The sequence below is a fragment of the Sphingobium naphthae genome (assembly GCF_043589935.1).
GTDB lineage: Bacteria > Pseudomonadota > Alphaproteobacteria > Sphingomonadales > Sphingomonadaceae > Sphingobium > Sphingobium naphthae_A.
This window is the reverse complement of sequence record NZ_CP171454.1, coordinates 675383-701892: the sequence shown is the minus strand read 5'-3', so window position 1 is coordinate 701892 and position 26510 is coordinate 675383. Positions and strand designations below refer to the sequence as shown.

Genomic DNA, 26510 nt, shown 5'->3' with positions numbered 1-26510 from the left:
CCGCTTTCTCTGGCTTGTGATCAGAACCTGCTGTCGGCGCGGGTGACGACCCGCATCCGCTTGCGCCGCCGCATCCAGTCATCCGTCGCGGCCTCGGCACCGATGCCGGCCAGACCGGCTGTTCGGACGAAGACCCGCCAGATCGCCAGCGCCTCGTCGGCGAGATCGTGGCCGAGCTGATCGGTGCGGCCGGTGGCCCAGGCGCTGAGGACGATCTCGCGATCGAGCTTGGGCGAACGGATCGCCATCTCTTCGGCCACCGTCGCCAGCGGTGGCGCTCCGGCGCCGCCGTGGGGCAGGCTCAGATCGACAATCCCTCCGCGCAGCAGGCGATGGAGGCGAGCGAGAAAGTGATGCGCGATCATCGGCGGTGCGGTCTCGGCTGCATCGAGCAACAGCGGGACCAGCGCATGATCCACGTTCCAGCCGATCAGTATCGCGTCCGCGGGCAGCAGATCTGCTACCCATTCGAGCAGGGGCGCTTCAGATTCCCCGGCAAGGACCATCCGGCCGTGATGGGCGAAGCGCCAGCGCTCGAAATCATACTGCGTGGCGACGAAAAGCGAGAGGCCGACAAGTGAGCGGCCCGGCGGATAGGCGCCACCAGCCGATGGCGGGATCGCCACCATGACGGCGGTCATGGCGACATAGGTCGTAACGGTCATTTTCATACTGTCCTCAGGACGCGCGCCGCCACGCCGCCGGTTCGACGGCGACGTGGTGGCGATGGTGATGTTGGAGGTGAAGCCGGGCAGTCGCCCGGGTCGGTCAAAACGGGCTGGTGTCGCTGGCTGCGAACGCCGCCTCATCCCGTTCCTGGGTGACGCGCCGTTCCGCGTCGGCAAGGGCAGCGGCCACCCGCAGCGCTGGCGCCCTCTTCAGCGCGAGCTGGGCCGGCCGGCATTCTGCGAAGGGTTTCAGATGGGCCAGCCCCGGCTCCGATTGAATCCAGGTGACCAGTTCCGCGAGCGGGAGGGTAAGCAACCTCTCGTCCGACTTCTGGAACGCGATGTAATGCCACCAGAGCATGGCAGTGCCGATCACGTCCTGGGCAACATATTCGCGAACGGCCTGGCGCTGGCCGGTTCGCCAAAGCACCCCAACCTGACTGCCCGCCACGTCGATCTTGCAGGGAATGTCGAGCGCCTTGCAAAGTTCGACCATGGCGACCGAGCGTGTGCCGCCGAACCCCGAATACACGTCGGCGAGATCACAGTGCGCGCCATCGAACCGTCCTGACGCGGCCTGCCGCGCCAGGTTCGGCAATTTCAGGTCCGGCACCCAGCGGCTCGCCTGGAGAGCGAGGCATCGGACGTCGAATCCTCTCCCGTTATATGTGATTGCCGTAGCGCCAGCGGGCAGGAGTTCGTCGACCTTTCGGTAGAACGCCTCCTCCGTGCCGGGCGCGCATGAAAGCGTATCGAGAGCGAACGCGTGCCCGTTCGGCGTCCATTTCGCTGTCAGGAATGACGCCGCGACGGGTCGGTGCCTCGGCCAAGGCGGGAAATACCCGTCAGCGGGTTCGTCATCGACGATGGTTTCAATGTCATAGGCAACGATCGCGTGTTCGTTGAACGCGTCGCGTTGGGGCTGCTGCCCTCGGCGCATGGCCAGTCTCCATTTGGAAGACGTGCCGCCGGGTGGCGGTCACGGACCGGAAGCGCAGGGGCGCTGACGCTATTTTCCCCTTTCATCTTCCGATCACGATGGTCGCCCACAGCCAGAGGTCTGACAGGCCCTATTCTCACTCCGGGTCATCCGGCAGCCGATAGGCGTTCCAGAACGGATGGAGCCGGCCATCCGGCGTTCGCGTCTCCGCCGCCGTCCGAAGCGGTGGTAGGTCCGTGAGACGCTGGTCAACCTTGCGCCGGATATAGCGTGCGATCGCATCGACCTCGACGGGGGTCAGCACCGTGTAATTTCCCCGAGCGACGCCAGCCTCGTGCAGGGCATCGATCAGGGGTCCGTATTCAGCGCTCACCTTCTCTTGGCGCTGTGCCTCGCTCTGCTCCTCCAGCCGTCGCTGCTCGGCTGCATTCACTTCCTCGATCATCTGCTCGCCGAGTTCGATGGTGATGATGTGGCCCAGAGCCTCGGCAAGTGGCTTGCCGAGTTTTCGCTTTGCGTTCGCCACATCCGTCCTCAGCCGCTCCCGTGTGTCGTCGACATAGGTCTGCACCCGAAAGGCGTTCGCCAGCATCCGGCGAGCCGGTTCGCCCGGTGTGTTACGCCCTTCACCGTCGCTGGCGTGAATCCTATCGAGGGCGTCATCAATCGCGCTCCAGCGACTGTTGTAGCGGCGGGCGAGATGCTTGAGCGCGGCGTAAACATCCTTCACGAGTATTCTCCGGCAGTGTCGGTTATTATAGGCCAGCCAGCCGGTCGCCCAAAGGCGACTGGCCAAGGCCCGGTGCGGTTTCACCCGCACCGGGCCGCCCGAGGACGCTGAGCGTCCGATCAACGCACCGGGGTGCCTTTCGAGCGAGCCATGCGAGCGAAACGCCCAGACAGGGCATGCGCAGCAAACGTAAGTGCTATGCCGACGTTTGCGGTTTTGCGCCTGAATAATTTCTCGCCAAGGAAGCGTTAGAAATTACGAATAGGAAGGAGTTTGAATCGCTTTTCCAACGCTTTCGTCAGAGAAAACTCGCCAATCGGGTTTTCCTCTGATACGTTAAAAATAAGGCTTTACCCAAAGCAATGTCGCATTTTGAACGGATTTAACATGCGAAGGTCGAATGCTTGGCACGCAACCCGAGAGGCGCAGGCGGCCTGGCAGCTGCACTCGTCGTTCGAAGGGCTCTTCGAAGCCGCAGCCGCGTGGCGGGACGGCGGAGATTTCGACGCGATGGAGATCGCGCTGGACGCCCTTTCCGTTAATCCAGAATATACGGGCTTCCCGCCGCTGGATAAGCAGATGCCGCGCGACAAGCGGATCGCAGCGCTCGCTGCCCGCTATGTCAGCGTGAGCCAGTTCACCAACCGGATGAGAGAGACCGCCGACAAGATCGACGCCGTGCGGCGGGAGATTGGCGACGAACTCCGCTTCACCATCGCCGAACGTAACGATGTACCGGAATATGCCCAGTTGCTGCTCAAGGGACTTCAGGCCGAGGGCATCCGGCAGCCGGACCTGCACCCGCCGTCGCGCGCTCTCGCCCGCGTCGTTGCCGAGGCCATTCGCGATTATAATGCGGGTCGCCGCAACCCGAAGGGTGAGGATGCCCCGAACGATTATTCGGACCGGCCCGTCAGCGAATGGGTATCACTGCCCCGCTCTTTCGGTGGAGTGGAGTTGGTCGACTTGCATCTGAAAGAGGATCAATGGGCGGAACCGTTTCCGTTGCCGCCGGCGACGGACATGGCGGCGTTCATGCCAGACCGGAAACGCCCGGAGCTCGGTCCGGATCTACGGCAGACGATCATCGCATGGGCCCACCTTATTGGAGAGTGGGCGGCACGCACTGGAAAAAACGTGCCGGGAATGCAGGCGGCGGCATGGGCATTGCTGCTGGCGCATCATATGCCATGGGACGAGTCCGATCTGAGCCGGCTTCACGGGCTCTTGCTGGAATCCCCCTGGAAGCGCGGTGGCATCGTTCGGATCGACGTTCTGAGTGAACCGCCTGACGACGTGCCCTGGTGATCATCACTATCGGCGAATGGTGCAAGCCTCGCAGTCCGCGGCTCCAGGCGACCTGGTCAATCACGTAACGTCGAAGGGGGCATTCAGATCAGATCGTCGAGAAACTCTGATCCCGGGCTCACGCCAGACAGCATCAACCTGTCCCGTGCCCTTGTCGCGGCGACATACAGCAGGTGCCGCTCCGCATCCTGAATTGCCTCAAGATCGGCCATATCTCCGATCCCGGCCAGGCGCTCCGGATCCGGAAGGACGTCTTCGTCCAGCGCCATCACGGCGACGGCACGGAACTCTAGGCCCTTCGCGTCGTGCATCGTCAGGACGGAGATGCCGTCACCAATCGGCTTGATGGCAGCGCGCCCGCGATCCAGTTGCGCTTGTCCGCGTACCAGCACCGCGATCTCGGCTTCCGGCATAGCTTCAGCCAGTCGAGCACTCAGCCATTTGCCCACGCCGACCGCTTCCGAGTTGGCATCGTCGAATAGTTCGACGACCGGATCAGGGCCGTCGAACACGGAGACGGTGCCGCGCCGGCTTTCCTCGATCCCGTCCTGATCGGCGATCTCGCCGGCGAGCAGCCGATCGGCAGCGCGGCGGATCTGGTGCGAGGTGCGGTAGCAGACCTTCAGCACCTGCGCTCGTCCACGCACGTCGAGGCCGAGCTTCGCCCACGAAAATGGCAGGTGGAAGATGCGCTGACCGAGATCGCCGGTGAAGAACAGCGCATCCGCCGTGCCCGCACGACCGACCGCCGCCAGGAAACGGGCCTGGGCCACCGACAGATCCTGCGCTTCATCGACGACGACATGGGTGAACGGAAGTTGCCCGCCATCTTCGACCCACTGGGTCAGGCGACCATAGATGTCGGCCGTCGTCACGACACCGCGCGTCGCCAGCCGTTCGCGCACGAATGCGAATACGGCCCACGCGCTTTCCCGCTGCTTCGGCCCCAGTCGGGTGCGGCGGCCGATGCGCGGAACGGCCGCATAGGCTTCGGCGTCGTGAAGCCCCCAGGCATCGACCAGTTCGTCCCATTCCTCATACAGGAAAGCCGGACTGTGGCCGGCGCCCAGTCCGCTATCCGTCGCCGCCTTGATTGCCGCCCGCACCTGAGAGGCCGTCGCCATGTTCGGCTGGCTGAAGGCGCGGGCGTAGAGTTCATAGGCCGCCTGATCGATGGCGCGCACGGTCAACCGGGCGCGCACGTCCGGCGTCGCCTCGGTCATCAACTCGGCCTTGCCGGCGAGACTGGCGGCGAGTGGCTTCGAGAAGGTGGTGAGCAGCACCTGCGCGCCCACCCGGCCCGCAAGATGGACAGCGCGGTGGAGGGCGACGATGGTCTTGCCGGTGCCGGCCGATCCCGACACGCGCGCCGGCCCCTTCCAGTCGCGCGATACCGGCGCGCGCTGCGCGGGGTGCAGGAACACCGCCCATTGGGCGAAGGGCGCGTCCAGCGCGGCCTTGAGTTCCTCGACCCCATCAACCGCGCGGAAGCGGCGCTGCGCGTCCGGATGCGCGAACGGATCGGCGCCGGGCCCGGCCTGAAGCGCGACATGATCCTGCAGCCGCCCGCCGGTCGCGAAGTCCAGCAGCGCCTCGGCCGCTTCGTCCGGGAGCGAACCGAACAGGCCGTCGACGCTGGCCTCATCGACCGATCGGACCACATCCAGCCAGTCGCGCGGCACGCCGACGTTCAGCAGGTCGTCGTCGGAAAGCTGCGCGAACGGGCGATGTACCGCGACCGGCGCAGGCGCCGCTTCCTCGACCGTCTCGGTGTAAACGAGACGCTCTTCGGTTCGCTCGACGATCTCGACCAACTGCATCGCGCCGGTGCGCTCATGCGGCACAAGCCGGCGCCGTTCCGCCCAATGATAGGCGTCATCATGATGCCCTACCCACGCCAGCAGCGTATGCTCGCCATCCTTGTGCAGGACGATCCGAATGTCCTGACTGACCCGCGCCGTCCAGAAGCCGGGCGTCGCCTCGACGCGGTGGAGCGACAGACCATTGCCGCTCTCGTCCTGCGCCAGGTCGAATGCGGTGATCTTCACCTGCTTCTGCTCGGCGGTCGTCAGGCGATCGAGCGCCTTGGTAAAGGTCGAGGCGTATAGGAGGGTCATGCAGCTTTCAGACTGCCGTTACGAACTGTGAGCCTGTGCACAGTAATGGCACCAGCCGCTTGGCGGATCTTTTCTTCGAATGCTTTGTCGATCCGTGAACCCAATATAACTCGCCGAATGCTGTGCGGCTGTAACGGGTAAAATTGGCCCGGGTGCAGCAAGCGAGCCTCTTTCTCCCTATCCCAATCACGGTGCTTCTTGGTCAGGATATCGCAGGCGATCTCATATGGATTTGCTCTATCCGCCCATGACTGGACACGACTTCCGGAACAATAATCAACATCTCTCAACACGCTATCAGGAAATTCAATCTCGATCGCAACACCTCGGTAATCCGAAGCATAATAAGCCCACATGCAATGTGTTTTATAACTGCGAGAAAGAGAGCAGATTCTGAGCTTTACCTTCTCCCGATATATTCGTTCGATAGCACTCGATCGCTTTCCCTCATCCGCGATCAGCAACGTATCATAGGTTCCTTCCATTGGATCGTTAAGCGCTCCCCATTCAGCGCAGAATAGGCGGCGATTTTGAAGGATATCAATCGTGAAGTCGGGGCTGTTATCGCCCCGAAAGCGATAAGCGACCTGTGTCACGAAACCCCCACCACCTTCATCACCTCGTCGCCGAGGTGGTTGATGACTTTCACCGCCACCTTGCCGCTGGCGGGCTTGGGGAACGGGCGGGAGCGGGTGCGCTTCAGGCTTTCCCAGGCGTCCGCGTCGATCTCCGCCTTCAGCGTGGTCTTGAGCGCCTTGTATGGATCGTTCGCGCCGGGGAAATAGGCGTGGCGGACGAAAAAGCTCTCGTAATTATAATCGGTGTCGATGAACCAGACCGCGATGTCATCCGCGTCGCTGCCGACGATCTCGCCGCCCTTGTACATGTCGATGCCGGCCACCTCGATGCTGATGCACGGATGCCCGTCCGCATTGGGGGCCTCGTCATGTACCTGAATGTCCGGCTCGCCGAAGACGGTGAACAGGTTGCCCGCGCCGGTGTTGGCGAGGTCCGGCATGTGCAGGTCCGGATTGATCCGCGCCTGCAACACGGTGAGCGCGCCCATCCGGTCGAACTCGGACGCATGGGCGTCGAAGTTGAACGAGGCGGCAATCAGCAGGTCGAAGCCCGCCTCCATCGCCTCGCGCGCGGCGGCGGTCAGGTCGGCGCGGGCGACGGTGCCATATTCCGGGCCGACGAAGATCGCGGCGCGGCGCGTGGGGCTGTCGGACAGCGTGTCGCTCTCGCCCTCGGACGCCTGGCGCACCGCGCCCTCGGCGCAGATGTAGCGGCCGGGCCAAGGCTTCAGCGAGGAGAAGACCAGCCGGTCGACCTTGTCGCGCTGCTGCACGCCGGAGCGCTTGAGATTTTCCAGCACCATCTCGGCGAAATCGGCGCTTTCGGCGGCGGCACCTGCCTGACGCCGACCCTCAGCCGCCTCCATCTCGTCGAACAGGCTGTCGTCCACGTCCATCGCGGGAACGCGGTGCGGCGACAGGCTCTCGACCGTGAAGGGGCCTGCGACGCGAACGCGGCTTTTGTCCTCATAGGGCTGGTCATAGAGATATTCGGTCTCCGCCTTTGCGGCGATCGAGGCGTCGATTTCCTTCTGGCGGGCGATGCGCGCCTGCCACCATGCGGCATGGGGCTCGGCCGCAGCCGATTGCTGCACGGTCAGTTCTCGTGGGATTTCCCATTCCTGCCATTGGGTGCCAAGCGCGGCGTTGATCGCCTCGCGCAGCGGCTCCAGCTTCGCCTGATAGCTCTCCCAGATCGTATCGATCTCGGCATTGTTGGCGATCGACTTGAGCGTGATGTGCGGCACGCGCTTGTAGACGAAGCCCTGGCGCAGGCGGCCATAGGTGGGCGTGTCGGCGGGGACGGCGCGCGTCACCTCCCCCTCCTTCACCTGCCCCTCGCGGCTGTCGGCCAGCAGATACCAGGGATAGCGCGCACCCATGATCCGCGCGCGGGCGAGAGCCAGCGCGACGCGGCTGGTGTCCATCGTGATCCAGCGGCGTCCCCATTGCTCGGCGACATAGGCGGTGGTCCCCGATCCGCAGGTGGGATCTAGGACAAGGTCGCCGGGATCCGTGGTCATGAGGATGCAGCGTTCGATGACTTTTGTGCCCGTCTGAACAACATAGACCTTGTCGAGAACAAAGCTCCCCGTCTCGGTGTCGGTCCACATATTCCCCAATGATGTGGTCGAAGTATGAGATAGGAAACGGCGATATCTCAAATTTTCACCTACGGGCTGTAGCCATCCCGCGCGCGACGCACGTGTCATCCCAGCAAGATTGGTCTTCCACTGACGGGTCGAAGTCGGGTGAAAACTGACGCCTTGATAGTCGAACGGGAACGTAGCCGTCCGGCTGAACCCGGCTCGTTTGAGGTCGGCAACCGTGAAAGGCTGACGTGCGCTATCGACCGTATAGCTCTTGCCCAGATCAGCTTCGCCGACTCGGTCAATCGATCCGGTCGTATTATCCAGCACTAAATTATACTGAGCACCGGCACCTTCTCCGAGAACCTTGGGAATTAGCGGAGCGCGATACTTCACGCCCTTCTTATTCCTAGCATACCATAGAATAATATCACCCATGGTAGGCATAAGGATGCTGGTATCCCCGGCAGTTTTCTTGAAGAAAATCTCAGAGCAAAAGTTTTCTTCACCGAAGACTTCATCGAGCAGGATACGCACGCGATGCACATTCTCATCGCCGATTTGCACGAACACCGATCCGCTCTCGGTCAGCAGATCGCGCGCCACCGTCAGCCGGTCCCGCAGATAGGTCAGGTAGCTGTGGATGCCGTCCGCCCAGGTGTCGCGGAAAGCCTTCACCTGCTCGGGCTCGCGGCTGAAATGGTCGGCCTTGCCGTCCTTCACGTCGCGACTGGTGGTGCTCCACTGGAAGTTGGAGTTGAATTTGATGCCATAGGGTGGGTCGATATAGATGCACTGGACCTGCCCCTTGAGCCCCTCACGCTCGGCCAGGCTCGCCATCACCTTCAGGCCGTCGCCCAGGATCATGCGGTTCGACCAATGCTGGTCATGCTCGTAGAATTCTGTGCGCTGGTCCGGTTCGATCCCGTTGAAATCGGCGAACAGGTCCGGCGCGTCCTCCGGCTCGGCGCGACGCTGGGTGGCGCGCTTGAGGTCTTCGACCAGCGCCTTGGGGTGGATCTTCTCCTGGATGTAGAGCGGCGGCGCCTCGACGATCAGGTCGGACCAGTCGGCCATATCCTTGCCGCGCCAGACGAGCTGCGGGTCCAGATCCGGGTTGCGCCGCTCATAGGCGGCGCGGATGGGTGTCTTCACCTCCGGCGGCACGAACGCCTCCAGCTCCGCCGTCGGCGCATTGCGCCGCGTCGCCTCGTCATGGGTGAGCGTTTCGACGGTGAGCGGTTTCTTGGCCATCAGGCGACTTCCTCAGTCTGGCACACGTGCTTCAAGTGCCGAATTTCATGACGGGCCGCGAGCTCGGCGAGGCGCGATGGAAGGTCGCGTTCGGTCAGCAGGACGGCGTGGATCGGGCGGTTCGGCCCATTGTATTGATCCACCGCTTTCGCGACGGCACGATATTTGATGCATTGATAGATGCCGCGCTCAAGGTCGGCATCCCCTGATCGCCGGGATTTCGCTTCGATCAGCCAAAGCCCATCGGCCGTCTCGTGAACGGCATCGACCCGATCCCCGGACGGCAACGGCCATTCCGTTTCTCCGGCAGGGTTGTCTTGTCCGGTAAACGGCTGGGAGTTTGCCTGTGCCCACAAACGCAGCGCGCGATGCTCGTCGCTCTCGGCGACTGAGCTATGGCCACTGGGTGATCCTCCATCGTCGATTTCGATGCCCGGCAGCGTGACCGGCTCGACGATCAAAGGCCGGTCGAGGCGCGATGTATCGCGAAGCGGCGGCAATATCCGCCTGACCCAGTCGGCCATGGTCGTGCGGGACGCACGCTGGTCGGCGCTGTCCAACGGATTGTCTTCACCGGCAGCGAAATAGAGACCGGCCGTTTTGATCCGGTGCCCACGTGGCAGGATCAGGCCATCCCGATCCTCAGCGTTGGCAACAAAGGCCTTGGCCGCCACCGCGCTGAAGATGAACCGTTCGCCGGGACGGACTTCGGGGAAGGTGGGATCGAAACCGTATTCGGGACGAGTACGATACCCCCCGATGACGGCGTCTTCATACCAGCCAACCACACGGAGCAGATCGGCTTCGCGCGGCTTCGAGATGAACACGATCGTCCAGAGGCGATCGCTGCGCTCCGCCAGTCGCTCTCCGCTACGGATATATCCGTAGAACAAACCGTCGCGGCACGGCGAGAAGTTGTAGGCTTCGGCGCCGGTGCCGTGCTCGGCGACATATGCCATCGCGCTGCTGACCCGCTCCCCCTCATATGTTGGAGACCAGCCGATATTCGCGACGATGATGTTTTCGAGGCTCATGCGACCTCCGCCGCCGTAATGGCGTCGAGCCATGCCTCCACTTTCGCGGCGAACTCGGTGGCGATGGTCCAGACGTCTGTGAACTCGGCGAATCCCCAGCGGCCATGCTCGCCCAGCGCGTTGACGCCCGGCACCCACAGGGTGCGCATGGTTTCCGCCTTGTCCTTATCATCCTCGTCGCGCGCGCCCTTGATCTCGACCACAAGGTTGAGCGGGTTCTCGTCCCCGTGGCCGTCATCGATCCGCAGGATGAAGTCCGGACGGTAGCGTCGCGCCTCGCCGCCGGCGCTGTAGGGCACCTCGAAGCCGAGATTGTGGTTCTTCACCCAGGCGAGGACACGCGGGTGCTTGTCCGCGACGCGGCAGAATTCCGCCTCCCATTCGCTGTCGATAACCGCATAATTGATATGGCAGCGCTCGCCCGTCTCGTAGCGATCCTTGCTCGTCATGAAGCTGACGTGCCGGGTGCTGCCCTCCCGATTATAGGGATCGAGCATGGCGATGACGCGGCCGCCGCCCTCCTGACCGCGCGTGATCGCGTTCATGATCCGATCGGCGACGCGATCGGCGATATTGTAATAGAGCAGCTGCGCCGGCTGGGTGCCGCCCGCGAGTACGAGATGGTCGGCCATCCAGGCGCGCACGATTGACTTCGCCTGGATGATGAGGCCGACATTGGGGCGATCCCCGGCGTTGGTCATGCGCCGCTTCACGATCCATTCGGCGAGTTTCAGGTGGATCGTCGCGGCGCGCGTGTCCGCCAGATGCTCGATCGTCAGATCGGCGGATTCGCCGATTATGCCCGAGTTCACCGTCTCCGTGGCACCGACCAGTTCCGGCGTCAGCTCCAGCGTCGAGTCCTCGGAGAAGGACGCGGACAGACGCTCGCTCGGCAGCTCGGTGCGATAGCCCTCGACGCGTGGATAGCGGATTTCGGACATATCGCGCGCCGGGCTGATCGCGTGAACGCGCTCCATATTCTCCGGCGGCGACGGCTTCGAGATAACCGGCTGGGCGGTGAAGTCGAACGGGATGCCGAGCACATCGGCATATTCGACCTTGAACTTGCCCGCGTCCGGCCCCTCGGTCTGGAGCTGGTAAGACTGGCGCCGCAGGGCGCGACCGATCACCTGTTCGCACAGCAGCTGCGTGCCGAAGGCGCGGATGCCGAGAACGTGGGTGACGGTATTCGCGTCCCACCCCTCGGTCAGCATCGACACCGAGACGACGCAGCGGATCCCCTCGCCAAGCTGCCCCTTTCGGCCGACCGTATTCATCACCTCGCGCAGGATGGCGGCATCGTCGACCTTCTCGGCCGCAGCGCGGTCGCCGGTGCGCTGGATCAGCTCGTCCTTGAAGCGGGCGATCTCGTCCTTGGCCGCATCGCGGAAGTCGGCGCTGATCGCCTCGCCGCTCTCGAGCTGGAGGCTGTCGATCAGCAGCGTCCGCATCCGCGGGAGCGCCGAGCCGTCCGGATCGAAGTTGCGGAACAGCGGGCATTTGCCCTTCATCGGCGTGACGTTGCCGTCATCGTCAGTGATCTCATATCCGGCGATGTAATCGTGGACGAGCTTCGACGTGGCGGTGTTGTTGCACACCACGATGAAGACGGGATCGACGCCGACGCCCGCCTCGCGCCAGAGCGCATGGGTCTTTTCGTAATGGCCATACAGCGCATCGATGGCGGTCAGCAGTTCATTGGGCAGCTTCTGGGGATCGAGCCCCTTGGCGCTGCCGCGCCCTTTCTTGGGCAGTTGCTTGCCGACATGATCCCACAGATTGCGGAACATCGGCGTATCGCCACCGGGGACATTGTCCATCACCGGCACGCGCGGCAGCTTAACGATTCCGCACTCGATGGCGTCCATCAGGCTGAAGTCCGACATCACCCAGCCGAACAGCGAACCTTCGCGATAGCCGGAGCCGCGCAGGAAGAACGGGGTGGCCGACAGGTCATAGACCATCGACACGCCCAGCTCGCGCTTCACCGCCTCGATGCCGGCGATCCACAGGCGGGCGGCTTCGTTCGCTTCCTTCGCCTCGGCCAGTTCGTCGCCCTTGAGTGCCTTCTGTTCCTCCTCGGACAGAGGGCGCTCACGATAGCAATGATGCGCCTCGTCATTGAGTACGACGATGTTCTTGAGGCCCATCAGTTCGCCGGCGACGCGGCGGATCATCGCCCCGTCGCTCTCGGGCTTCGGCGTCGTGCGAAGCGCGGCCTGCTGGACCTTGTTGAGCGGTAGCTCGTCTTTCTTTTTGAAGGCGTGGTAATTCGTGATGACGATCTTCGCCCGGCCGAGATCGAGCAGCATGTCCTCGGGCACGATCTCCCGGCTCTTGTAATAGCTCTCGGGATCGTTGGGCTGGAGTACGCGCAGCCGGTCCTTGATCGTGATGCCAGGCGCGACGACCAGGAAGCCCTTCGAGAATCGCTTCGCATTGGGATGGCGCACGGCATTGAGCGTCTGCCATGCGATCAGCATCGCCATCACGGTGGTCTTGCCCGCGCCCGTCGCCAGCTTCAGCGCCATGCGCATCAGTTCCGGGTTCGATGCGGCGTTCGCCGCTTCGAGGTGGGTCCAGAATCGCCGGCCCTGCGAGGACGAGCGGGGCGCGACCTCGGTCAGCCAGATCACGGTCTCCACCGCCTCGACTTGGCAGAAGAACGGGCGTTGGTTCGCGAACGGGTGCGTGCGCCAGTGACGAAGCAGCCGCGCCGTCGTCGGCGTGACCTGCCACTGGCTCTCCGGCAACGTCCGCCAGCTCTCGACGGCCGAACGGATGCCGTTGATCACCTCGGTCGGATTATATTCCTGCCCGGATTCGTCTGCCAGAAGGTCCGCCTGCACGGCCTTGCCCCGGACCTTCTTCGCCTTAGGAATGGGTGAAACCAAAGCACTTTGGCGCCGGCGCGGAACTATAACGCTGGTCGGCTGCCCATTTGGGTCCAGTTCCCAATGCTTGTTTGGTTCTTCGTAAGGTGAATTCAGGATCGGCGACTGAAAAAACGCATCACTCATCCGCCATCACCCCACACGTCGCGATTCTTGCCAGCCCCATTTCGCGTTCTGGAATGGTTCCGCGAGCGGGGTGGCGTCAAGCGTTTGATGCCACCTGGGCATAATAGCTGCAGGATCGAGGCATCTGCTTTGATTATGTGGGTTTTCTAATGTTCCGCCCGCGCGTGGCGTCGACGAGAGAATCTCTCTTCCCCTTGCGGGCATGCACCGCCATGTCTGCATAGAATATGATCTCAAATAGGTTCAGATTTTGATCGAGGATTTGAAGGCCGCCAGGCGAGCGGCGGGCTGCTCGCAACGCACATTGGCGGAAAAGATCGGCACGGATGCCCAAGCCATCAAAAGGCTGGAGATGGGCGTGGGTTCGGTCGCGACCATAGTGGCCGTGATGGAGGTGTTGGACTTCCGCCTCACCGGCTTACCTCCCGGCACAACGTTGGCCGAACAGTTGCGTGCTGGTCGAAAGCGGAAATTCCTTTCGCTGGAGCAGGCAGCCGCGCGTTCCGGTTTATCGCGAGCAACGATCTCCGGATTGGAACGTGGTGGCGGAACCGTGGCCAGCCTGTTGCGGCTTCTGCCAGTGGTCGCGCCTAGAGTTCGGCGACGCGCGCCGGAACGGTCTTATTGGGGAAAGGACAATAAGGTCGACCGGGATAGCCGGTTCACCCCCGAGGATTTCATGGCAAACATCTACGCGGCCTTCGGTGAAATAGACGTGGATCCGTGTGCCCACCCGTCAAGCCCTGTCATTGCACGCCACCGCATCATCCCGAACGAAGGGGGAGATGGACTGATTGACGAATGGATGGGCCGGCTTGCGTTTGTGAACCCTCCGTACTCGGCGCTTCTTATATGGCTCCGGCGAGCGCACGCCCAATGGATGGCCGGTAATATCGAGACGGTCGTCTGTCTTGTCCCGGTCAGAACCGACTCGGGATGGTTCCATGAAACGCTGAGCGCTGACGCCGAGATCTATCTGCTTAGGGGACGTGTGCGATTCCTGAACACTCGGGGACAAGCGCAACACACACCATTCTCATTAATGCTGCTGGCGCTCGGGGCGAGCGATGAGCAGAAATCACGATATGCCGAGCTAGTGCCCGGATTTTGGCTCTCGCGGACATAGCAAGAAGACAGAGCTACTGCCGTCGAAAAATCGATCGGCCAAGGATGAAAAAGCGGCGGTCAAACATCCACTGATTAAGCGATGCCCGTTAGCCGATGTCGCGGGCCGACAGAGGTGTGGTTAGATCTGTCAGACCTGCGCGGACACGCGCCGGAAGACTTAGGCACAGCCGCACTCTGTCGGGTCCGAGGCAGTCGCAAACCTCATCGAGGAGATGGTCGGGAACCCGCATGCGCGCCTGCGTAAGCGAGGCGAACAGCGTCGCGGCAAGCGTTTCAGTATCGAGTACGGTGCGGGCATGTGCGCTCAGAAGGAAATCGGTGGTCGTCGCGACGGTCAAGTCAGGAAAGCGCTCTGCAGCGATGCCGATCGCCTTGCGCTCGTCGATCAAGGCGGTCGCCCCTAGATGAAGTGCAAGCGCAAGCGTTGCGGCCTCTCCGTCATCGAGCGTCTGGCTGGCACGTCCCGCCACCAGGCTCAGATACGTGTCCTCCATTGATTCCGGGAGATCGACCACAGCGACGTAGCCAGCCGCGATTAGCGGCGTGATGCCAGAGTATGCGGTACGCCCTTTATCACGGCCACGTTCAAGTTCACCAAGCGCGATGCTCGGGATGATGGTGGGACTGGCCAAGGTGCGTAGCACATCGACCGCGCGGCCTCCGGCGACAAGGTTGATCCAAACACTAGCGTCGGCGACGAGCGGCGGCTCAGGCCGAAAACGAACGGGATCCATCCGTCTCAGCTCCTTCCGCTTCGAACTCGTCGATAAGGGTCCGGGCATCAACGCGGTCGATGTGGAGGAGCCGGGCAATCTGGCCTTCGCTTAGCAGCGCTTGGCGCCAGGCTTCACTGGCCATCACGCCCATGCGCATAGAGATCTGCCGCCGAGCATCGACCTTAGCATCGTCCGGCGGAACTAGGTCGCCCAGAACCTCCCGTACCTGCGCGTCGGTGATCCCGCCCTGCTGGACGAACCAGTCCCAGGTGCCTGGCCTTGAAAGCCCCAGCTCTTCGAGCCGGCGGACCATCGCCTCACGCGATATACCGAACATATGGGCGAGAAGGATGATGTGCCGGCGGGTCAGTTTGGAAGCACCGGCAGTCAGCTCCTGAAATTTTACGTTCACGGCCCGCGCTGGAGCGAGAAAGCAGCGCGCGAAAGTATTCGCGTAGCGCTCCTCGCGGGTCGATTCGGGTGTGCCATCGTGAAGCGTGTCCGGCGCGTGGCGGGTCGAGATGAAATGTCCTAATTCGTGGGCGCCGGTTTGGGTGCGCCGATCGCGGGGATGGTCGGCATTGAGGAGGATGCAGGCGCCCGCGCGCTCGTCGAAGGCGTAGAGTCCGGAAATCTTCGGGTCGAGCTTGCGAATATAAACGCGCGCGCCGAGTTGCAGTTCGAGCAGGCTCACGATGTCATGAACCGGCGACAAGCCAAGTCCCAGCCATTGCCGCAATTCGGCAGCATCCTGTTCGGCTTGAAGCCCAACATTGCCAGGCAGCAGCGGACGCTCGGGTGGATCGAAACGCGCGCGCTGGATTCCTAGTAGATCCTCGAACTCTATCTCAGCCTGGACGAGACGGTTTAGCAGTTCGATCGCGGTTTGCAGCTTTTCACTCTGCTCCCCGGTGTGTCGGAAGCGCGGCCGCAGATCGACGCGAATGCTGTCCTGGCGGAGCAGTTCATTAAGCGACAGACCGTAGAGAAGAGCTAGCTTCTGCAATTCGTCGACACGTGGCCGGCGCTGCCCCTGTTCCATGGCGACCAGAGTAGTACGTGCGACATCGAGCGCAGCAGCAGCACCAGCCTGCGTGATCTTAGCGTTTTCACGGGCCTGACGGAGCAAATCTCCCAGATCCTTGGGTGATAGGCCGCCCGGAATCAGTGCCATGGCGACACCATCGCCACTCGGGCGACAAAAGAACGACTGCCGAGACTGGCGAGGAAGCCTAGCCACTCCGCCCGGTGCCGTTCAAGCAATCCCGCAAGAGCACGCTCACCTTCGGCCATTTCGATCCCGAGCGCATCAGCCGTTTCACGCGCGACGCGGCGGACCGTCCGTTCATGCAGGGCAGAACCACTGAGTGCCGCAAGATGATCGAGGTGCAGGATACCGGCGAGCCCATACTCGCGAAATGCGGGTGACATGCCGGAGAAGCCTGCCACGACGCCATCTTCCATTTCGGCAGCGCCGAGATCTTCCCAAATGTACCGTGAGGCCGGTTCTTCAATTCCAGCGTGATGAATGCTCATGCGCCGCAACAGACAGGCCGCACAGACGCCGCACTGGCGGCGCTCACCATCGAAGCTGACGCGACGCGAATCCTGCCAGCACGAACGTGTATCATGCCAAGTGGGCGGGCTGGCGAGTGAATTCGCCAAAGCGAGCGTTTCGCCCTTGGTATTCCAGATACGGGGATATTCATAGGTTGGGGCCTTATCGGTAAGGGCGAAGAACAGCCGCTCGATACGTCGGGTGAACGCGGGATGGACGCGATAATCAGGGTAGCTTTGGCCAGACGAGGCTAGAATAGGCCCAAGTGCGCCTTGCCCGCTCTCGGTGACAACAATGCGGTCGACGGGCGCGAGTTGGGCAGCAATTCCCGTGATGACCGCGAACTTGAACCCGCGCGAGCGCGCAGAGGATTCCACTCGCTGACGCTTGCCGAGCTTCACGTCGAACGGGACCGTAGCGAACCGACGCTTCTTGCGGGGGACCTTCGCGCTATCGACACCCTTAGAGCCGAGACGGACCCGAACGAGGCCACCTTTCTCCTCGTCCTCGACGATCGCGGCGACCGCCCGGGAGTCGAGCCCGTCGCTATAAGGCATGATCACCTTGTCGGGCGTGTCGAGATCAAGGCGGCGTGGCGTAATCTTCACGACAGGATCTTGGCGCTTGATGAAGCTGACATTCCATCGATCGCCAGTGAGAAAGGCAAGTGCTTCCTCCAGTGCGCCTCGCACCGGCGGCGTACTCCATTTCTCGTCCTCATGTACCGCAACGAGCAGATCAAACGACCGCGCCCAGCCCCAGGCCGGCCGCCGGACGCTCAGATCACAATATTCAACGGCGGCGGCGATCACGAGCAGATCAATCAGGTCATACCGCCAGCTGGCGAAGAAGAAGTCCTTCAGCCCTTCGATCGACAAGTTGATGGTTTTGCCGAGCGTCGCCACGCGCGCGCCATCGCGCGCCGTTTCGCCAGCCTCGATGGCATCGACACGGTGCGGTACCGTGTCCGCCACATGATAAGCCTTCATAATCACAACGGAACTCCGTCATCCAAGCCGGAATAGACGGCGGTAGTGGTTCGAGCCGGCGCATCAGGCGCACGCAACAGCATCCGCGCGACACCGGACAGATCGACGCCACTATGCGCCTCCTCGAGCCGCGAGCGAGTGGCCCGCGCCCGGTGGTCGGACGCTTCGCGGTACATATGCTCCTCGATCTGACGGCCGCCGGCGAGAAGGCGATCCGTCACGCTGGCCTCTGCAGCCCACTGGAGCGCTGCCTCGCTGCGAAGGCCTTCCTGCAGCGCATCGATCGCGTTGTTCAGGAACCCATGCTCCATGGTTGAAGAACAGTCGCGATGAAGCGCGTTCAGATCCGTCATCGGCAGATCATGGAAAAGGCCCGGTTCGTCTGGGCCAAGGATCAGCGACGTCACCCTGCGCACAAGGCCAGCAGAAAGCTCGGCGCGACAGTCGCGCTCGGCCGCCTGCTGAAGTGCCGTAGAAACTTCAGAAATCGAGAACGACGGCAAGTAGGCACACTTGGCAGCCTGCTTCCATTTCGGCGACATCGGCAACGAACGGTATGGACCATCGCTCATGTGAAGCCCTCCTGTCAGGATACATGGAAGATCAATCTGACATTGTCAACAGTTTTGGCGGAAAAACCTGTCACGCAAGGCAATTTGCGCCACCGCACCCCATTGCGTCTTTCACAACGAGAGAGGCATCTGCCTAAGCGATACCAAAAACCAAAAAAACTTCTTATCGTCCCTTTATGGACGTTTTCATCGACATTCAGAGGGCAATAGTCCATATAAGGACTATGATGGAGACACCGCTCGAGCTAGCGACCCTCATAGGGCAGCGGATCAGACGCCGCCGGCTCGACATGGGGCTCACCCAAACCAACGCGGCAGCGCGCGCCGGCATCGCGTATCGAACTTGGCGCCGGCTCGAGGCCGAAGGCAAGGCCTCAATCGAAGACCTCGTCCGCGCTGCGGTCGCGTTGCGCTGCGAACAGGATCTGGCCGGGCTGTTTCCTGCGCCGCCGGCGACATCAATGGACGCGCTGCTTGAGCAGCAAAAGGCAGCGGCCAAACCGAAGCCGCGCATGCGCGCACCTGCATCGCGGGCGTCATGAAGCTAGCGCCCGGGACGCCACTCGAAATTGGCCTGCTGCTCGACGAAGGCAAAGCCGCGAACACCGTAGGCCGTCTGGCGATGGCGGATGGTCTGGCACAGGTCGAGTGGTCGGCGGCTGTCGTCGATCAACAACGCCGGATCGACCCGCTGCTCTATCCGCCGGAGCCCGGGCTTCACGCGGCGCGGGGGCGCAATTTCGACGGCCTTCACGGCTTCCTGTCCGACAGTCTGCCCGATGCCTGGGGGCAGATGCTGATGAAGCGAAAGCTGGAGAAGTTGGGCGTCCGTATCGATACGCTCAACGCGGTCGATCGGCTCGCTCTTGTGGGCGAGACCGGCCGCGGCGCACTGGTCTATCAACCGGCGACGACCCCGGCCGAGGATATCGGGACGATCGATCTCGATGCGCTGGCCGAAGAGTCGCGCATTCTCCTGCTCGGCGATGATCCCGGTCAGATCGACACGCTAGCCCGGCTCGGTGGCGCATCCGGCGGTGCGCGGCCCAAAGTGCATCTGGGCATCGCGCCGGACGGGGCGCTGGGGGGCGAAGGCGACGCCGGGCACGAAGACTGGATCATCAAGTTTCGCGCCACCGTCGACCCCATCGATATTGGCCCGGTCGAAGAGGCCTATGCCCGCATGGCGCGCGCCGCAGGCATCGACATGGCGGCATCCCGGCTGCTTCCGGCTCAGGCTGGACCGGGCTATTTCGCTACGCGGCGGTTCGATCGGCCCGCGCCAGGGCGACGTCTTCATATGATCTCGCTGGCCGGCGCGCTGGAGGCACGGGCCGACATGCCGTCGATCGATTACGATACATTCCTCCGCGCGACGATAGCGATCACCCGCCATGCCGCCGACGTCGAGGAAGCGTTCCGCCGGATGGTTTTCAACATCCTTGCACACAATCGCGACGACCATACCCGCCAGCACAGCTTCCTGCAGGATGAGGCGGGCGAGTGGCGCCTCGCGCCGGCTTATGACCTGACTTTCTCCAACGGACCTGGTGGAGAACATTATTTGGCGATCGAGGGCGAAGGGCGAGCGCCGACCCGCGCGCAGGTGATGACGCTGGGGCGCCGGCACGGCCTGTCCGACCGGACGATCGCGACGATCATCGACGAAGTACGAGCCTCGCTCAGCGATTGGCCCCGGATCGCAGCCGAAGCCGGGGCAACGGTGTCGGTTGCGGAGATCGCCAAGCGCAATGCCGAAGTCGCAGCCCATTTCGGTGATCGATAACGCACCCCGCAATCGATCATTTGTGACCGCGGACCATGATTTATAGCGGTCCGGGATCGAATTTGGCTCTGCCGCTGCACACGGTCGCCGGAAACCAAGCCGAGACGTGGTTCGGCGGGGTCGGCGCTGCCTGTTCCGTGCCACCCGCAAGCGCGCGTATTCGCATAACTTATCGCGAGACGCGGGCGTCATTCGAGGGGCATCGCCGACCGGTTTCAGGATAGCACTTGACCAACACACACAACCCACACACAAGGGCTTGGCGATCCCGCAAAAACTGCGGATTTCCGTGGGTCGAAGGGGCAGGTATTTCGGTCTGGAATCCTGTCTCCCCGACCACCTACCGCAGCAATTGGGCCGCGAGCAGCCAGCCCGGCAGGGCCGCCAGCGCGAGGAAGGTGCCGAGCGGCGCGCGGGCCGCCGCGTGCGATGCCCGGCCGCTCGCCAGCATGACGACCAGCCCCAGCATCGATGCGCACAGCAGGATGAAGGGCAAAGCCTGCAACCCCATCCACGCGCCGAGCGCACCAAGCAACTTGGCATCGCCCAGGCCCAGCCCCTCGCGCCCGCGCACCGCCCGATAGGCGAGCGCGATGACCAGCAGCGCGCCATAGCCCGCCGCCGCGCCGATCACGCGATCAGTCAGGCTTGCATCGGTCGCGTAGAAGCCCAGGGTGAAGCCGAGAAACGCCAGGGGCCAGGTAAGCGCATCGGGCAGCCAGAAATGCCGCCAGTCGAGGACCGCGAGTGTAAGCAGCAGCCAGCCGAGCAGCGCCCAGGCGACCCCGCCAGGACCGGGCGCAAAGCCCAGCGCCAGCGCGCCGATGATGGCGCAGCCCGCCTCGACCCGACCGTGCAGCGGATCGATGCGCGCGCCGCAACTGCGGCATCGGCCGCGGCTCGCAAGCGCGCTCAGCATCGGGACGAGGTCGCGGGGGCCGAGCGTCCTGCCGCAGCTGTCGCAGGCCGATCGCCCACGCAGCACCCCCCGCCCCTGCGGCCAGCGCAGGATCAGCGTGGCGAGGAAGCTGCCCAGGATCGCTCCGGCCAGCGCGCCGACCAGCGCCGCCACCGGGTGGATCACAGCGTGCCTTCGACCTTCAGCAACTGGGCATCGCCAGCTGCGACGAAACCGGCCTGGCCCAGCGTGCCGGCGAGCGTCGCATCCGTCGTCTCGATCCGCATTTCCGCCACATAGCGGCCCGAGCGCCAGACGCGCAGGGTGATCTTCTCCAGCCCGGACTGGCTGACCAGCGGCAGCACCAGCGCATCGCCGTCGCACGCGGCCACGCCCGACAGGCCCTGCGACAGGTTGAGACCCGGGAACTGCCCGGCCAGGCGCGCGCGCACGCGCCCTTCGGCATGGCCGCAGCGATCGCCGCTGAAATAGCCGCTGACATCCTCCATCATCAGGCTGCTGACCGGCAGCGGCGCGAAGGTGCGGCCGAGTGGCACTGGGCCCGTGACATCATCTATGCCGATGCGGCCGAAGCCCACGGTGATGGCGCCGCTTATGTCGTCGGACAAGCCGTTGGTCCGTGCGACGTCGAAGCGCGCCCGACCCATCAGCAGCGAAATGGGCGACAGGCCCGCGCGCACGCTGCCCAGCGGCATGTTGCCCAGCATCAGCTGGTCGATGCCGCCGCTCCAGACAGTGCCCCGCACGTCGCGGGCGGCAACGCCCAGCCGCTCCAGCCCAGCGAGGCCCAGCGCGACGCGCATCGGCAGGAACAGCAGCAATCCCAGCAGCAGGACGAGGATGAGCAGGATGCGCATCCGGCGCGACAGCGTCAGGCCCATCATTGCCCCTCTCCCCGTTCCAGCACGGCCTGCACCGACACGCTGCCGGCCGTGGGAGATGGTCGCGCGCTCATGGTGACGACGCGGACGCCCTGCGCCTCCAGGCCCGAGAGCCAGGAAAAGAGCGCGATCGGCCGGACGGACGCGATCGCGATGTCCATCCGGTCATTGCCCTGCGCCTGCGCGCGCTCCAGCGTAAGCCCCGCTTCGCCCGCGCTTTGGCCGACATATTGGTCGAGCAGAACGCCCGATCCGCCGCTCGCGGGGTCGCGCGGCAGCGCCTTGAGCTGATCGGTCGCGGCGCGGATGGCGGCGTTGCGATCGGTCGCTTCGACCAGGGCGGCGCGCGCGTCGCGCTGCGCCCGGTCGAGCGGCAAGGCGATGCCGAACCAGAGGATCACGATTGCCAGCAGCGCGAACATCACGCCCAGCATCCATTGTTCCCGGGTCGATCGTTCCGCCCAGTAAGTGGCCAGCCTGTTCATCATGCGCGCACCGTGATTTCCGCCAGCGTTCGCCCGCCCGGATCCTGGGACGGGGTCGCCGTGATCGTGAAGCCCGCCGCCTGGAGCGCGAGCAGCACGATGTTGATGTCTTCCGCCTTGGCCGACGCCAATGTCGCGCGCACCATGCCGTCGGGATCCCGCGACAGGCTGGTCAGCGCGACGCCCGGCGCATCCTGCATCGCGGCGAGCAGGGCGGCGACGGGCGCGGTGAAGGCGCGCCCGCCCGCACCCCGCGCGGCCAGCCGGCTTTCCAGTTCCACCTGCGCCTGCGCGGCGTCGGTCGCGCTCGGCAGGACCTGCTGCGCCAGCGCCAGGCTTTCGCGATCGAGCCGGCTCGCCTCCATATGCTGGCGCGCCACGCTGACCAGCGCCGTCAGCAGCAGGATCAGCAGGATGCAGCCGGTCCAGAGCGCGATCCGCTGCACCGCGCGGCGGTCGAGGACGGGGTGCACCCGCTTGGCGAAGTCGCCCTGCCGCAGATCGAGCGGCGGCTGGTCCAACGCCGCGATTGCGCGCCCTTCGATGATGCCGGGCGCGACATCGCTGATCGGGGCGTCGGCGACCAGTTCGGGTAACGCCAGATCCTCGGGCAGCGCCAGATCGACGCCGCGCAGCACGCTCGTGCCGCAGATGAGGGCGCGATGGAAGCCGGCCTCGGGGGCCTCCAGCAGCAGCGGCGCGGGCACGATGATGTCCGGGTCCAGCCCGTGATGCTGCGCCCAGAGCAGCCAATGCTGCATGTCGTTGCGGCTGGCGAGCGCGATCACATGCGGCGTGGCGGGATCCTGATTTTCGTCGGCGGCGGCGAACAGCTGGTCGGCGGGCAGCAGGCCGCTTGCCAGCACCGCCAGCCGCGCCGCCGCGCGCCCCTGCCGCGCCGGAAGGTCCGGGTAGGAGGCCCAATGCAATGTCACCAGCGCGGCGGGCGGCACCAGCAGCACACGCGTCTGTTCGGGCAAGGCGGCAATACCGCAGGCGGCCAGCCAGTTGGCGCCTTCGCCCGATTGCACCAGCGCGCCATCGATCACCCGCATCCAGCGCGGGGCGAGTTCCGCCGCTTCGGGCAGAAACAGGATCAGGGCATCGCGGCTGCTCACGCGCCCGCGCCCCAACTGCGCCGCACCAGTTGCGCCGGGCTTTGCCGCGCATCGATCAGCGCGCGCTCCACCACCTGCGTTCCCCCGACATCCACCGAAACCGTCACTCCAAAAAATCCAGTCCTCAACTTCACTTGTTCGGCGACCTCGGCCGCGGGCGACAGGCCGACGAGCGAGGGCAGCTTCCAGAAGCCCGGCACGCTGCCGTAGCCGTCCGCCGGCCGCTGCGCCAGCAATTGCCGCGCCTGACCGACGCTCAGCTCCCCGGGCAGGAGCATCGCGAACAGGGGCGCCTGTTCGGGCAGCAGCGTATTGATGTTGATCGGCGACAGGTCCGTGACAGGCAGCGCGCAAATCCACGGCTTGGCCAGATCATAGATGGCGGGCGTGATGCCCGCGACCGCGCGCAGCTCGCTCGGGTCGATCATCATGCGGTTGGCGGCGCGATAGGGCCGGTCCATCGCCGCATAGGTCTCGTCCTCCGCGCCGCCGGGCTGGGGTGCGCTGTCGCTGTCGATCCAGTCGGCCAGGCTGGACGCCGCCGCCGCCGCCTGGCGCGCATCGACGCCCAGCGCCTCCAGCAGGCCCTGGAACTGCGCGACGCCGATGGGCCTTGCCTTCAGCACCGCCTCGCTCTTGCCGCTCACCACGCTGTTGAGGTTGAAGCAATTGCCGTCATCGGTCACTTGCGCCGTGGCGATCCCGCCGGGCACCGGAATGGCCTGCGGCGTCCCCATCCATCCGCCCGCCAGCGTGATCTTCGCGGGATTGGATTCGACCAGATCGTTGATGCGCAGCCGCGCCATCTCGGTGCCGGCATCGGCGAAGGCGCGCCCCTGGTCGACCGCTCCGCCATTGCCTGTCATGCGGGTGGCGAGCGCCACGCGCTCCAGCGCGGTGGAGGCGACCACCGCCATCACCGCCACCAGCAGCAGCACGGTCAGCAACGCCGCGCCGCGTTCGCTCGGCTTGCCAGCATCAGGCACCGGCCGCTCCCTCCACGCCTTGCAGCTTCTCGACCGGACCCGGCGCAACCAGGAAGCGCATCATGACCGGCGGCTCGCCGGTGCGCGTCACCGTCATCTCGACCGCCTTGGGCAGCAGGTCGGGCTGGCTCGGCGTCCAATCCTCGCGCCATTGCCCCTCGGCATCGCGGAAGCGCAGCGTCACCGCCTCGACATTGTCGAGCAGCGCGGCGGGATCATCGCCGGCCGCGCCGTCGAGTTGCGCATAGGTGCGCCGCTCCAGCCGGCCCTGCCGGACCCAATATTCGACCTTCTGCAGCGACGGGCGCGGCAGATCGCCCAGATTGTCCCAGCCGCCGCGCACGAACTGCATCACCGGCTGCGCCTCACCACCGTCATGCGCCCAGAAGGCGGGGGCCAACGTGCCCGCCTCCGTCCGGGTGATGCGCGGCACCGCCTGCCCCAGGTCGCCCGCCAGCGCGCCGCCCGCCCGCTGCACCGCCGCCATGTCGTCCAGCCGCGCCTTCACCTGCGCCTGCGCCGACACGCTATTCCCCAGCAGCAGCACGCCCGCGCTGGCCAGCATCGCGAAGATCATCAGCGCGACCAGCAGCTCGATCAGCGTGAAGCCCTGTTGGGCGGAACGCCCATCAGACGTGAAGCCCTGTTGGGCGGAACGCTCATCAGACGTGAAGCCCTGTTGGGCGGAACGCCGATCCGATCGAAAGTCCCCCTCCCCGCGCCCTTGTCCGTCCCGCGCCATCATTCCACCACGCGCACGAAGCTGAGCGCGACTGGCGACGCGCCGGGCTGGCCATCGACGGTCAGGTCGACCTGGAGCAGGCGACGATCGTCGGTCGGCTTGACGACGCGGCTCCAATGCCAGCGCCGCCCACCATTGGTGACATCGCCATCCGCCTCGCCGATCGAGGGCGGCAGGGGATCGGTCTGAACCTCGACCATCAGGTTGCGGGCGACGATCTGGCCCAGCGCCTTGCTGTCGAGGTCCGCCGCCGTGCGCAGCGTCACGCCCTGAAGCCGGACCAGCGCGAGCGCGGCCAGGCTGAAGACGGCCAGCGCCACCAGCATTTCCAGCAGGGTGAAGCCCCGTTCGGCGCGGCGCACGCGATCAGCCATCGACCATCACCTTGCCCGCCATGTCGATGCTGACGGACACCCGCTCGCCCTCACGCGCCAGCGTGACGGTCATGGCGTCGGTCGGCAGGCCAGTGCCATCGAACCCGATCTGAAGGCGCCCGTCCCGCCCGACCTGCGCACGCGTGCCTGGCTTCCAGTTGGTGGTGACGAAGGGCTTTTCCTCCAGCGGCGCCCACTGGCCGCCCTCGCGGCGCTGGAAGCCATAGCCGGAGGCGGACACCCACAGCCCGACCGGGCGCGCTGTTACGACCGCTTCGTCGCGCGCGGCGGCAACGCGCGCGGCGAAGCGGTCGGCATCCTCGATCACGCGACCGCGCGGATCGGGGATGGCGAGCACGACGGCAGCCGAAATGAAGCCGATGATCGTCAACACGACCATCAGCTCCAACAGCGTGAAGCCCTGCTGGGCGGAACGCGCAGAGAACGTGAAGCCGTGTTGGGCGGAACGGTTCACTGATGTGAGGCGCGCTTCGCGCCTTACGTCACAGTTCGCTGGAGTAGATGTCCGCATTTTCCTGTTCTCCGCCCGGCTGGCCGTCAGCGCCCAGCGAGCTGATGTCGAACGCGCCGCGGCGACCCGGCACGGTGTAGATATAAGCGCGACCCCACGGGTCATCGGGCAGCTTCTTGATATAGCCGCCGCGGCGGTAGCGCTGCGGCTGAGCGAGCGATGCGGGTGGACTGAGCAGCGCCTGCAGCCCGTCCGATCCCGACGGATAGGTCAGGTTGTCGAGCCGATATTGCTCCAGCGCCTGCTCGATCGTGGCGATGTCGGCCTTGGCCTTTTCGATGCGGGCGGTGTCCGTGGCGGGGATCACGTTGATCGCCACGATCGTTGCCAGCAGGCCGATGATGACGATGACGACCATCAATTCCACGAGGGTGAACCCTTCTTCTGCGGACCTCTGGCGCCCGTTCGTCCTGGACCTAGCGGCCTTGGAGGAAAAGAGCAGGGCCGTGGCGAGCCCGGTCCCGACGGATTTCAGTCTATGCATAT

Annotated in this window: 25 protein-coding genes; 4 read left to right on the top strand and 21 right to left on the bottom strand. The window is 64.4% G+C overall.

Features of this window, described 5'->3' with window-relative positions:
- Nucleotides 1–20: 20 nt before the first annotated feature.
- The 3 genes from ACGGKE_RS03485 to ACGGKE_RS03475 form a co-directional block, all read right to left on the bottom strand.
- The gene (locus ACGGKE_RS03485) at nucleotides 21–665 is read right to left on the bottom strand and encodes a hypothetical protein (RefSeq protein WP_394440064.1); all 645 of its coding nucleotides are present in this window, start codon (nucleotides 663–665) and stop codon (nucleotides 21–23) included.
- A gap of 103 nt (nucleotides 666–768) precedes the next feature.
- Nucleotides 769–1608 (bottom strand): hypothetical protein, encoded by an 840-nt coding sequence (locus ACGGKE_RS03480; RefSeq protein ID WP_394440062.1) that lies wholly within the window; start codon nucleotides 1606–1608, stop codon nucleotides 769–771.
- A 136-nt stretch (nucleotides 1609–1744) separates the two neighbouring features.
- Entirely contained in the window at nucleotides 1745–2338 is a 594-nt protein-coding gene (locus tag ACGGKE_RS03475; RefSeq protein WP_394440060.1) for a hypothetical protein, read from the bottom strand.
- 273 nt (nucleotides 2339–2611) lie between these two features.
- Here ACGGKE_RS03475 and ACGGKE_RS03470 point away from each other — a divergent pair, with 273 nt between their 5' ends.
- Nucleotides 2612–3646 carry a hypothetical protein gene (locus tag ACGGKE_RS03470; protein WP_394440058.1) on the top strand — a complete coding sequence of 345 codons (1035 nt, stop codon included), beginning with the start codon at nucleotides 2612–2614 and terminating at the stop codon, nucleotides 3644–3646.
- Between the two features lie 83 nt (nucleotides 3647–3729).
- Here the strand turns inward: ACGGKE_RS03470 and ACGGKE_RS03465 are convergent, their stop codons facing one another.
- The 5 genes from ACGGKE_RS03465 to ACGGKE_RS03445 are packed head-to-tail and all read right to left on the bottom strand — an operon-like array spanning nucleotide 3730 to nucleotide 13238.
- On the bottom strand, nucleotides 3730–5763 hold the full coding sequence (locus ACGGKE_RS03465) for a 3'-5' exonuclease (protein ID WP_394440056.1): 2034 nt from the start codon (nucleotides 5761–5763) through the stop codon (nucleotides 3730–3732).
- Complete coding sequence (locus ACGGKE_RS03460; protein ID WP_394440054.1) at nucleotides 5760–6359, bottom strand: hypothetical protein; 600 nt, start codon at nucleotides 6357–6359, stop codon at nucleotides 5760–5762. Before ACGGKE_RS03460 ends, ACGGKE_RS03465 begins: the two co-directional genes overlap by 4 nt.
- Complete coding sequence (locus ACGGKE_RS03455; protein ID WP_394440052.1) at nucleotides 6356–9184, bottom strand: site-specific DNA-methyltransferase; 2829 nt, start codon at nucleotides 9182–9184, stop codon at nucleotides 6356–6358. The genes ACGGKE_RS03460 and ACGGKE_RS03455 overlap by 4 nt, the downstream gene beginning before the upstream one ends.
- Nucleotides 9184–10218 (bottom strand): hypothetical protein, encoded by a 1035-nt coding sequence (locus tag ACGGKE_RS03450; protein ID WP_394440050.1) that lies wholly within the window; start codon nucleotides 10216–10218, stop codon nucleotides 9184–9186. The genes ACGGKE_RS03455 and ACGGKE_RS03450 overlap by 1 nt, the downstream gene beginning before the upstream one ends.
- Nucleotides 10215–13238 carry a BPTD_3080 family restriction endonuclease gene (locus ACGGKE_RS03445; protein WP_394440048.1) on the bottom strand — a complete coding sequence of 1008 codons (3024 nt, stop codon included), beginning with the start codon at nucleotides 13236–13238 and terminating at the stop codon, nucleotides 10215–10217. The genes ACGGKE_RS03450 and ACGGKE_RS03445 overlap by 4 nt, the downstream gene beginning before the upstream one ends.
- A gap of 250 nt (nucleotides 13239–13488) precedes the next feature.
- On the opposite strand from ACGGKE_RS03445, the gene ACGGKE_RS03440 reads away from it, so the two are divergent.
- Nucleotides 13489–14364, top strand: coding sequence for a DNA N-6-adenine-methyltransferase (locus tag ACGGKE_RS03440; protein WP_394440046.1), 876 nt, complete (start codon nucleotides 13489–13491; stop codon nucleotides 14362–14364).
- Between the two features lie 88 nt (nucleotides 14365–14452).
- Here the strand turns inward: ACGGKE_RS03440 and ACGGKE_RS03435 are convergent, their stop codons facing one another.
- From ACGGKE_RS03435 to ACGGKE_RS03420, 4 genes are read right to left on the bottom strand one after another with little or no spacing between them, the layout of a single operon-like run.
- Nucleotides 14453–15100: a hypothetical protein gene (locus tag ACGGKE_RS03435; protein ID WP_394440044.1), complete on the bottom strand. Its 648-nt coding sequence runs from the start codon at nucleotides 15098–15100 to the stop codon at nucleotides 14453–14455.
- Complete coding sequence (locus ACGGKE_RS03430) at nucleotides 15075–16256, bottom strand: helix-turn-helix domain-containing protein (protein WP_394440042.1); 1182 nt, start codon at nucleotides 16254–16256, stop codon at nucleotides 15075–15077. Before ACGGKE_RS03430 ends, ACGGKE_RS03435 begins: the two co-directional genes overlap by 26 nt.
- Nucleotides 16247–17629 (bottom strand): 7-cyano-7-deazaguanine synthase, encoded by a 1383-nt coding sequence (locus ACGGKE_RS03425; RefSeq protein ID WP_394440040.1) that lies wholly within the window; start codon nucleotides 17627–17629, stop codon nucleotides 16247–16249. The genes ACGGKE_RS03430 and ACGGKE_RS03425 overlap by 10 nt, the downstream gene beginning before the upstream one ends.
- Nucleotides 17630–17631: 2 nt before the next feature.
- Nucleotides 17632–18201, bottom strand: coding sequence for a hypothetical protein (locus tag ACGGKE_RS03420; protein ID WP_394440038.1), 570 nt, complete (start codon nucleotides 18199–18201; stop codon nucleotides 17632–17634).
- A 224-nt stretch (nucleotides 18202–18425) separates the two neighbouring features.
- Between ACGGKE_RS03420 and ACGGKE_RS03415 the strand changes: the two genes are divergently transcribed.
- Both ACGGKE_RS03415 and ACGGKE_RS03410 read left to right on the top strand, forming a co-directional pair.
- Nucleotides 18426–18743 carry a helix-turn-helix domain-containing protein gene (locus ACGGKE_RS03415; RefSeq protein ID WP_394440036.1) on the top strand — a complete coding sequence of 106 codons (318 nt, stop codon included), beginning with the start codon at nucleotides 18426–18428 and terminating at the stop codon, nucleotides 18741–18743.
- Entirely contained in the window at nucleotides 18740–19987 is a 1248-nt protein-coding gene (locus ACGGKE_RS03410; protein ID WP_394440034.1) for a type II toxin-antitoxin system HipA family toxin, read from the top strand. The genes ACGGKE_RS03415 and ACGGKE_RS03410 overlap by 4 nt, the downstream gene beginning before the upstream one ends.
- Before the next feature lie 340 nt (nucleotides 19988–20327).
- On the opposite strand, the gene ACGGKE_RS03405 is transcribed toward ACGGKE_RS03410, so the two are convergent.
- Genes ACGGKE_RS03405 through gspG form a run of 9 tightly spaced genes read right to left on the bottom strand, consistent with a single transcriptional unit; the run spans nucleotide 20328 to nucleotide 26508 of the window.
- On the bottom strand, nucleotides 20328–21071 hold the full coding sequence (locus ACGGKE_RS03405) for a prepilin peptidase (protein WP_394440032.1): 744 nt from the start codon (nucleotides 21069–21071) through the stop codon (nucleotides 20328–20330).
- Complete coding sequence (gspN, locus tag ACGGKE_RS03400) at nucleotides 21068–21790, bottom strand: type II secretion system protein N (protein WP_394440030.1); 723 nt, start codon at nucleotides 21788–21790, stop codon at nucleotides 21068–21070. Before gspN ends, ACGGKE_RS03405 begins: the two co-directional genes overlap by 4 nt.
- Nucleotides 21787–22275: a type II secretion system protein GspM gene (gspM, locus tag ACGGKE_RS03395; RefSeq protein WP_394440028.1), complete on the bottom strand. Its 489-nt coding sequence runs from the start codon at nucleotides 22273–22275 to the stop codon at nucleotides 21787–21789. Before gspM ends, gspN begins: the two co-directional genes overlap by 4 nt.
- On the bottom strand, nucleotides 22272–23390 hold the full coding sequence (gene gspL / locus ACGGKE_RS03390) for a type II secretion system protein GspL (protein WP_394440026.1): 1119 nt from the start codon (nucleotides 23388–23390) through the stop codon (nucleotides 22272–22274). Before gspL ends, gspM begins: the two co-directional genes overlap by 4 nt.
- Nucleotides 23387–24376, bottom strand: a complete 990-nt coding sequence (gspK, locus tag ACGGKE_RS03385) for a type II secretion system minor pseudopilin GspK (RefSeq protein ID WP_394440024.1) — start codon at nucleotides 24374–24376, stop codon at nucleotides 23387–23389. Before gspK ends, gspL begins: the two co-directional genes overlap by 4 nt.
- A complete protein-coding gene (gene gspJ, locus ACGGKE_RS03380) occupies nucleotides 24369–25121 on the bottom strand; it encodes a type II secretion system minor pseudopilin GspJ (RefSeq protein WP_394440022.1) in 753 nt (250 codons plus the stop codon). Before gspJ ends, gspK begins: the two co-directional genes overlap by 8 nt.
- On the bottom strand, nucleotides 25118–25492 hold the full coding sequence (gene gspI, locus ACGGKE_RS03375) for a type II secretion system minor pseudopilin GspI (RefSeq protein ID WP_317515574.1): 375 nt from the start codon (nucleotides 25490–25492) through the stop codon (nucleotides 25118–25120). The genes gspJ and gspI overlap by 4 nt, the downstream gene beginning before the upstream one ends.
- On the bottom strand, nucleotides 25485–25967 hold the full coding sequence (locus ACGGKE_RS03370; RefSeq protein ID WP_394440019.1) for a GspH/FimT family pseudopilin: 483 nt from the start codon (nucleotides 25965–25967) through the stop codon (nucleotides 25485–25487). The genes gspI and ACGGKE_RS03370 overlap by 8 nt, the downstream gene beginning before the upstream one ends.
- A gap of 28 nt (nucleotides 25968–25995) precedes the next feature.
- A complete protein-coding gene (gene gspG, locus ACGGKE_RS03365) occupies nucleotides 25996–26508 on the bottom strand; it encodes a type II secretion system major pseudopilin GspG (RefSeq protein ID WP_394440017.1) in 513 nt (170 codons plus the stop codon).
- Nucleotides 26509–26510: the final 2 nt, after the last annotated feature.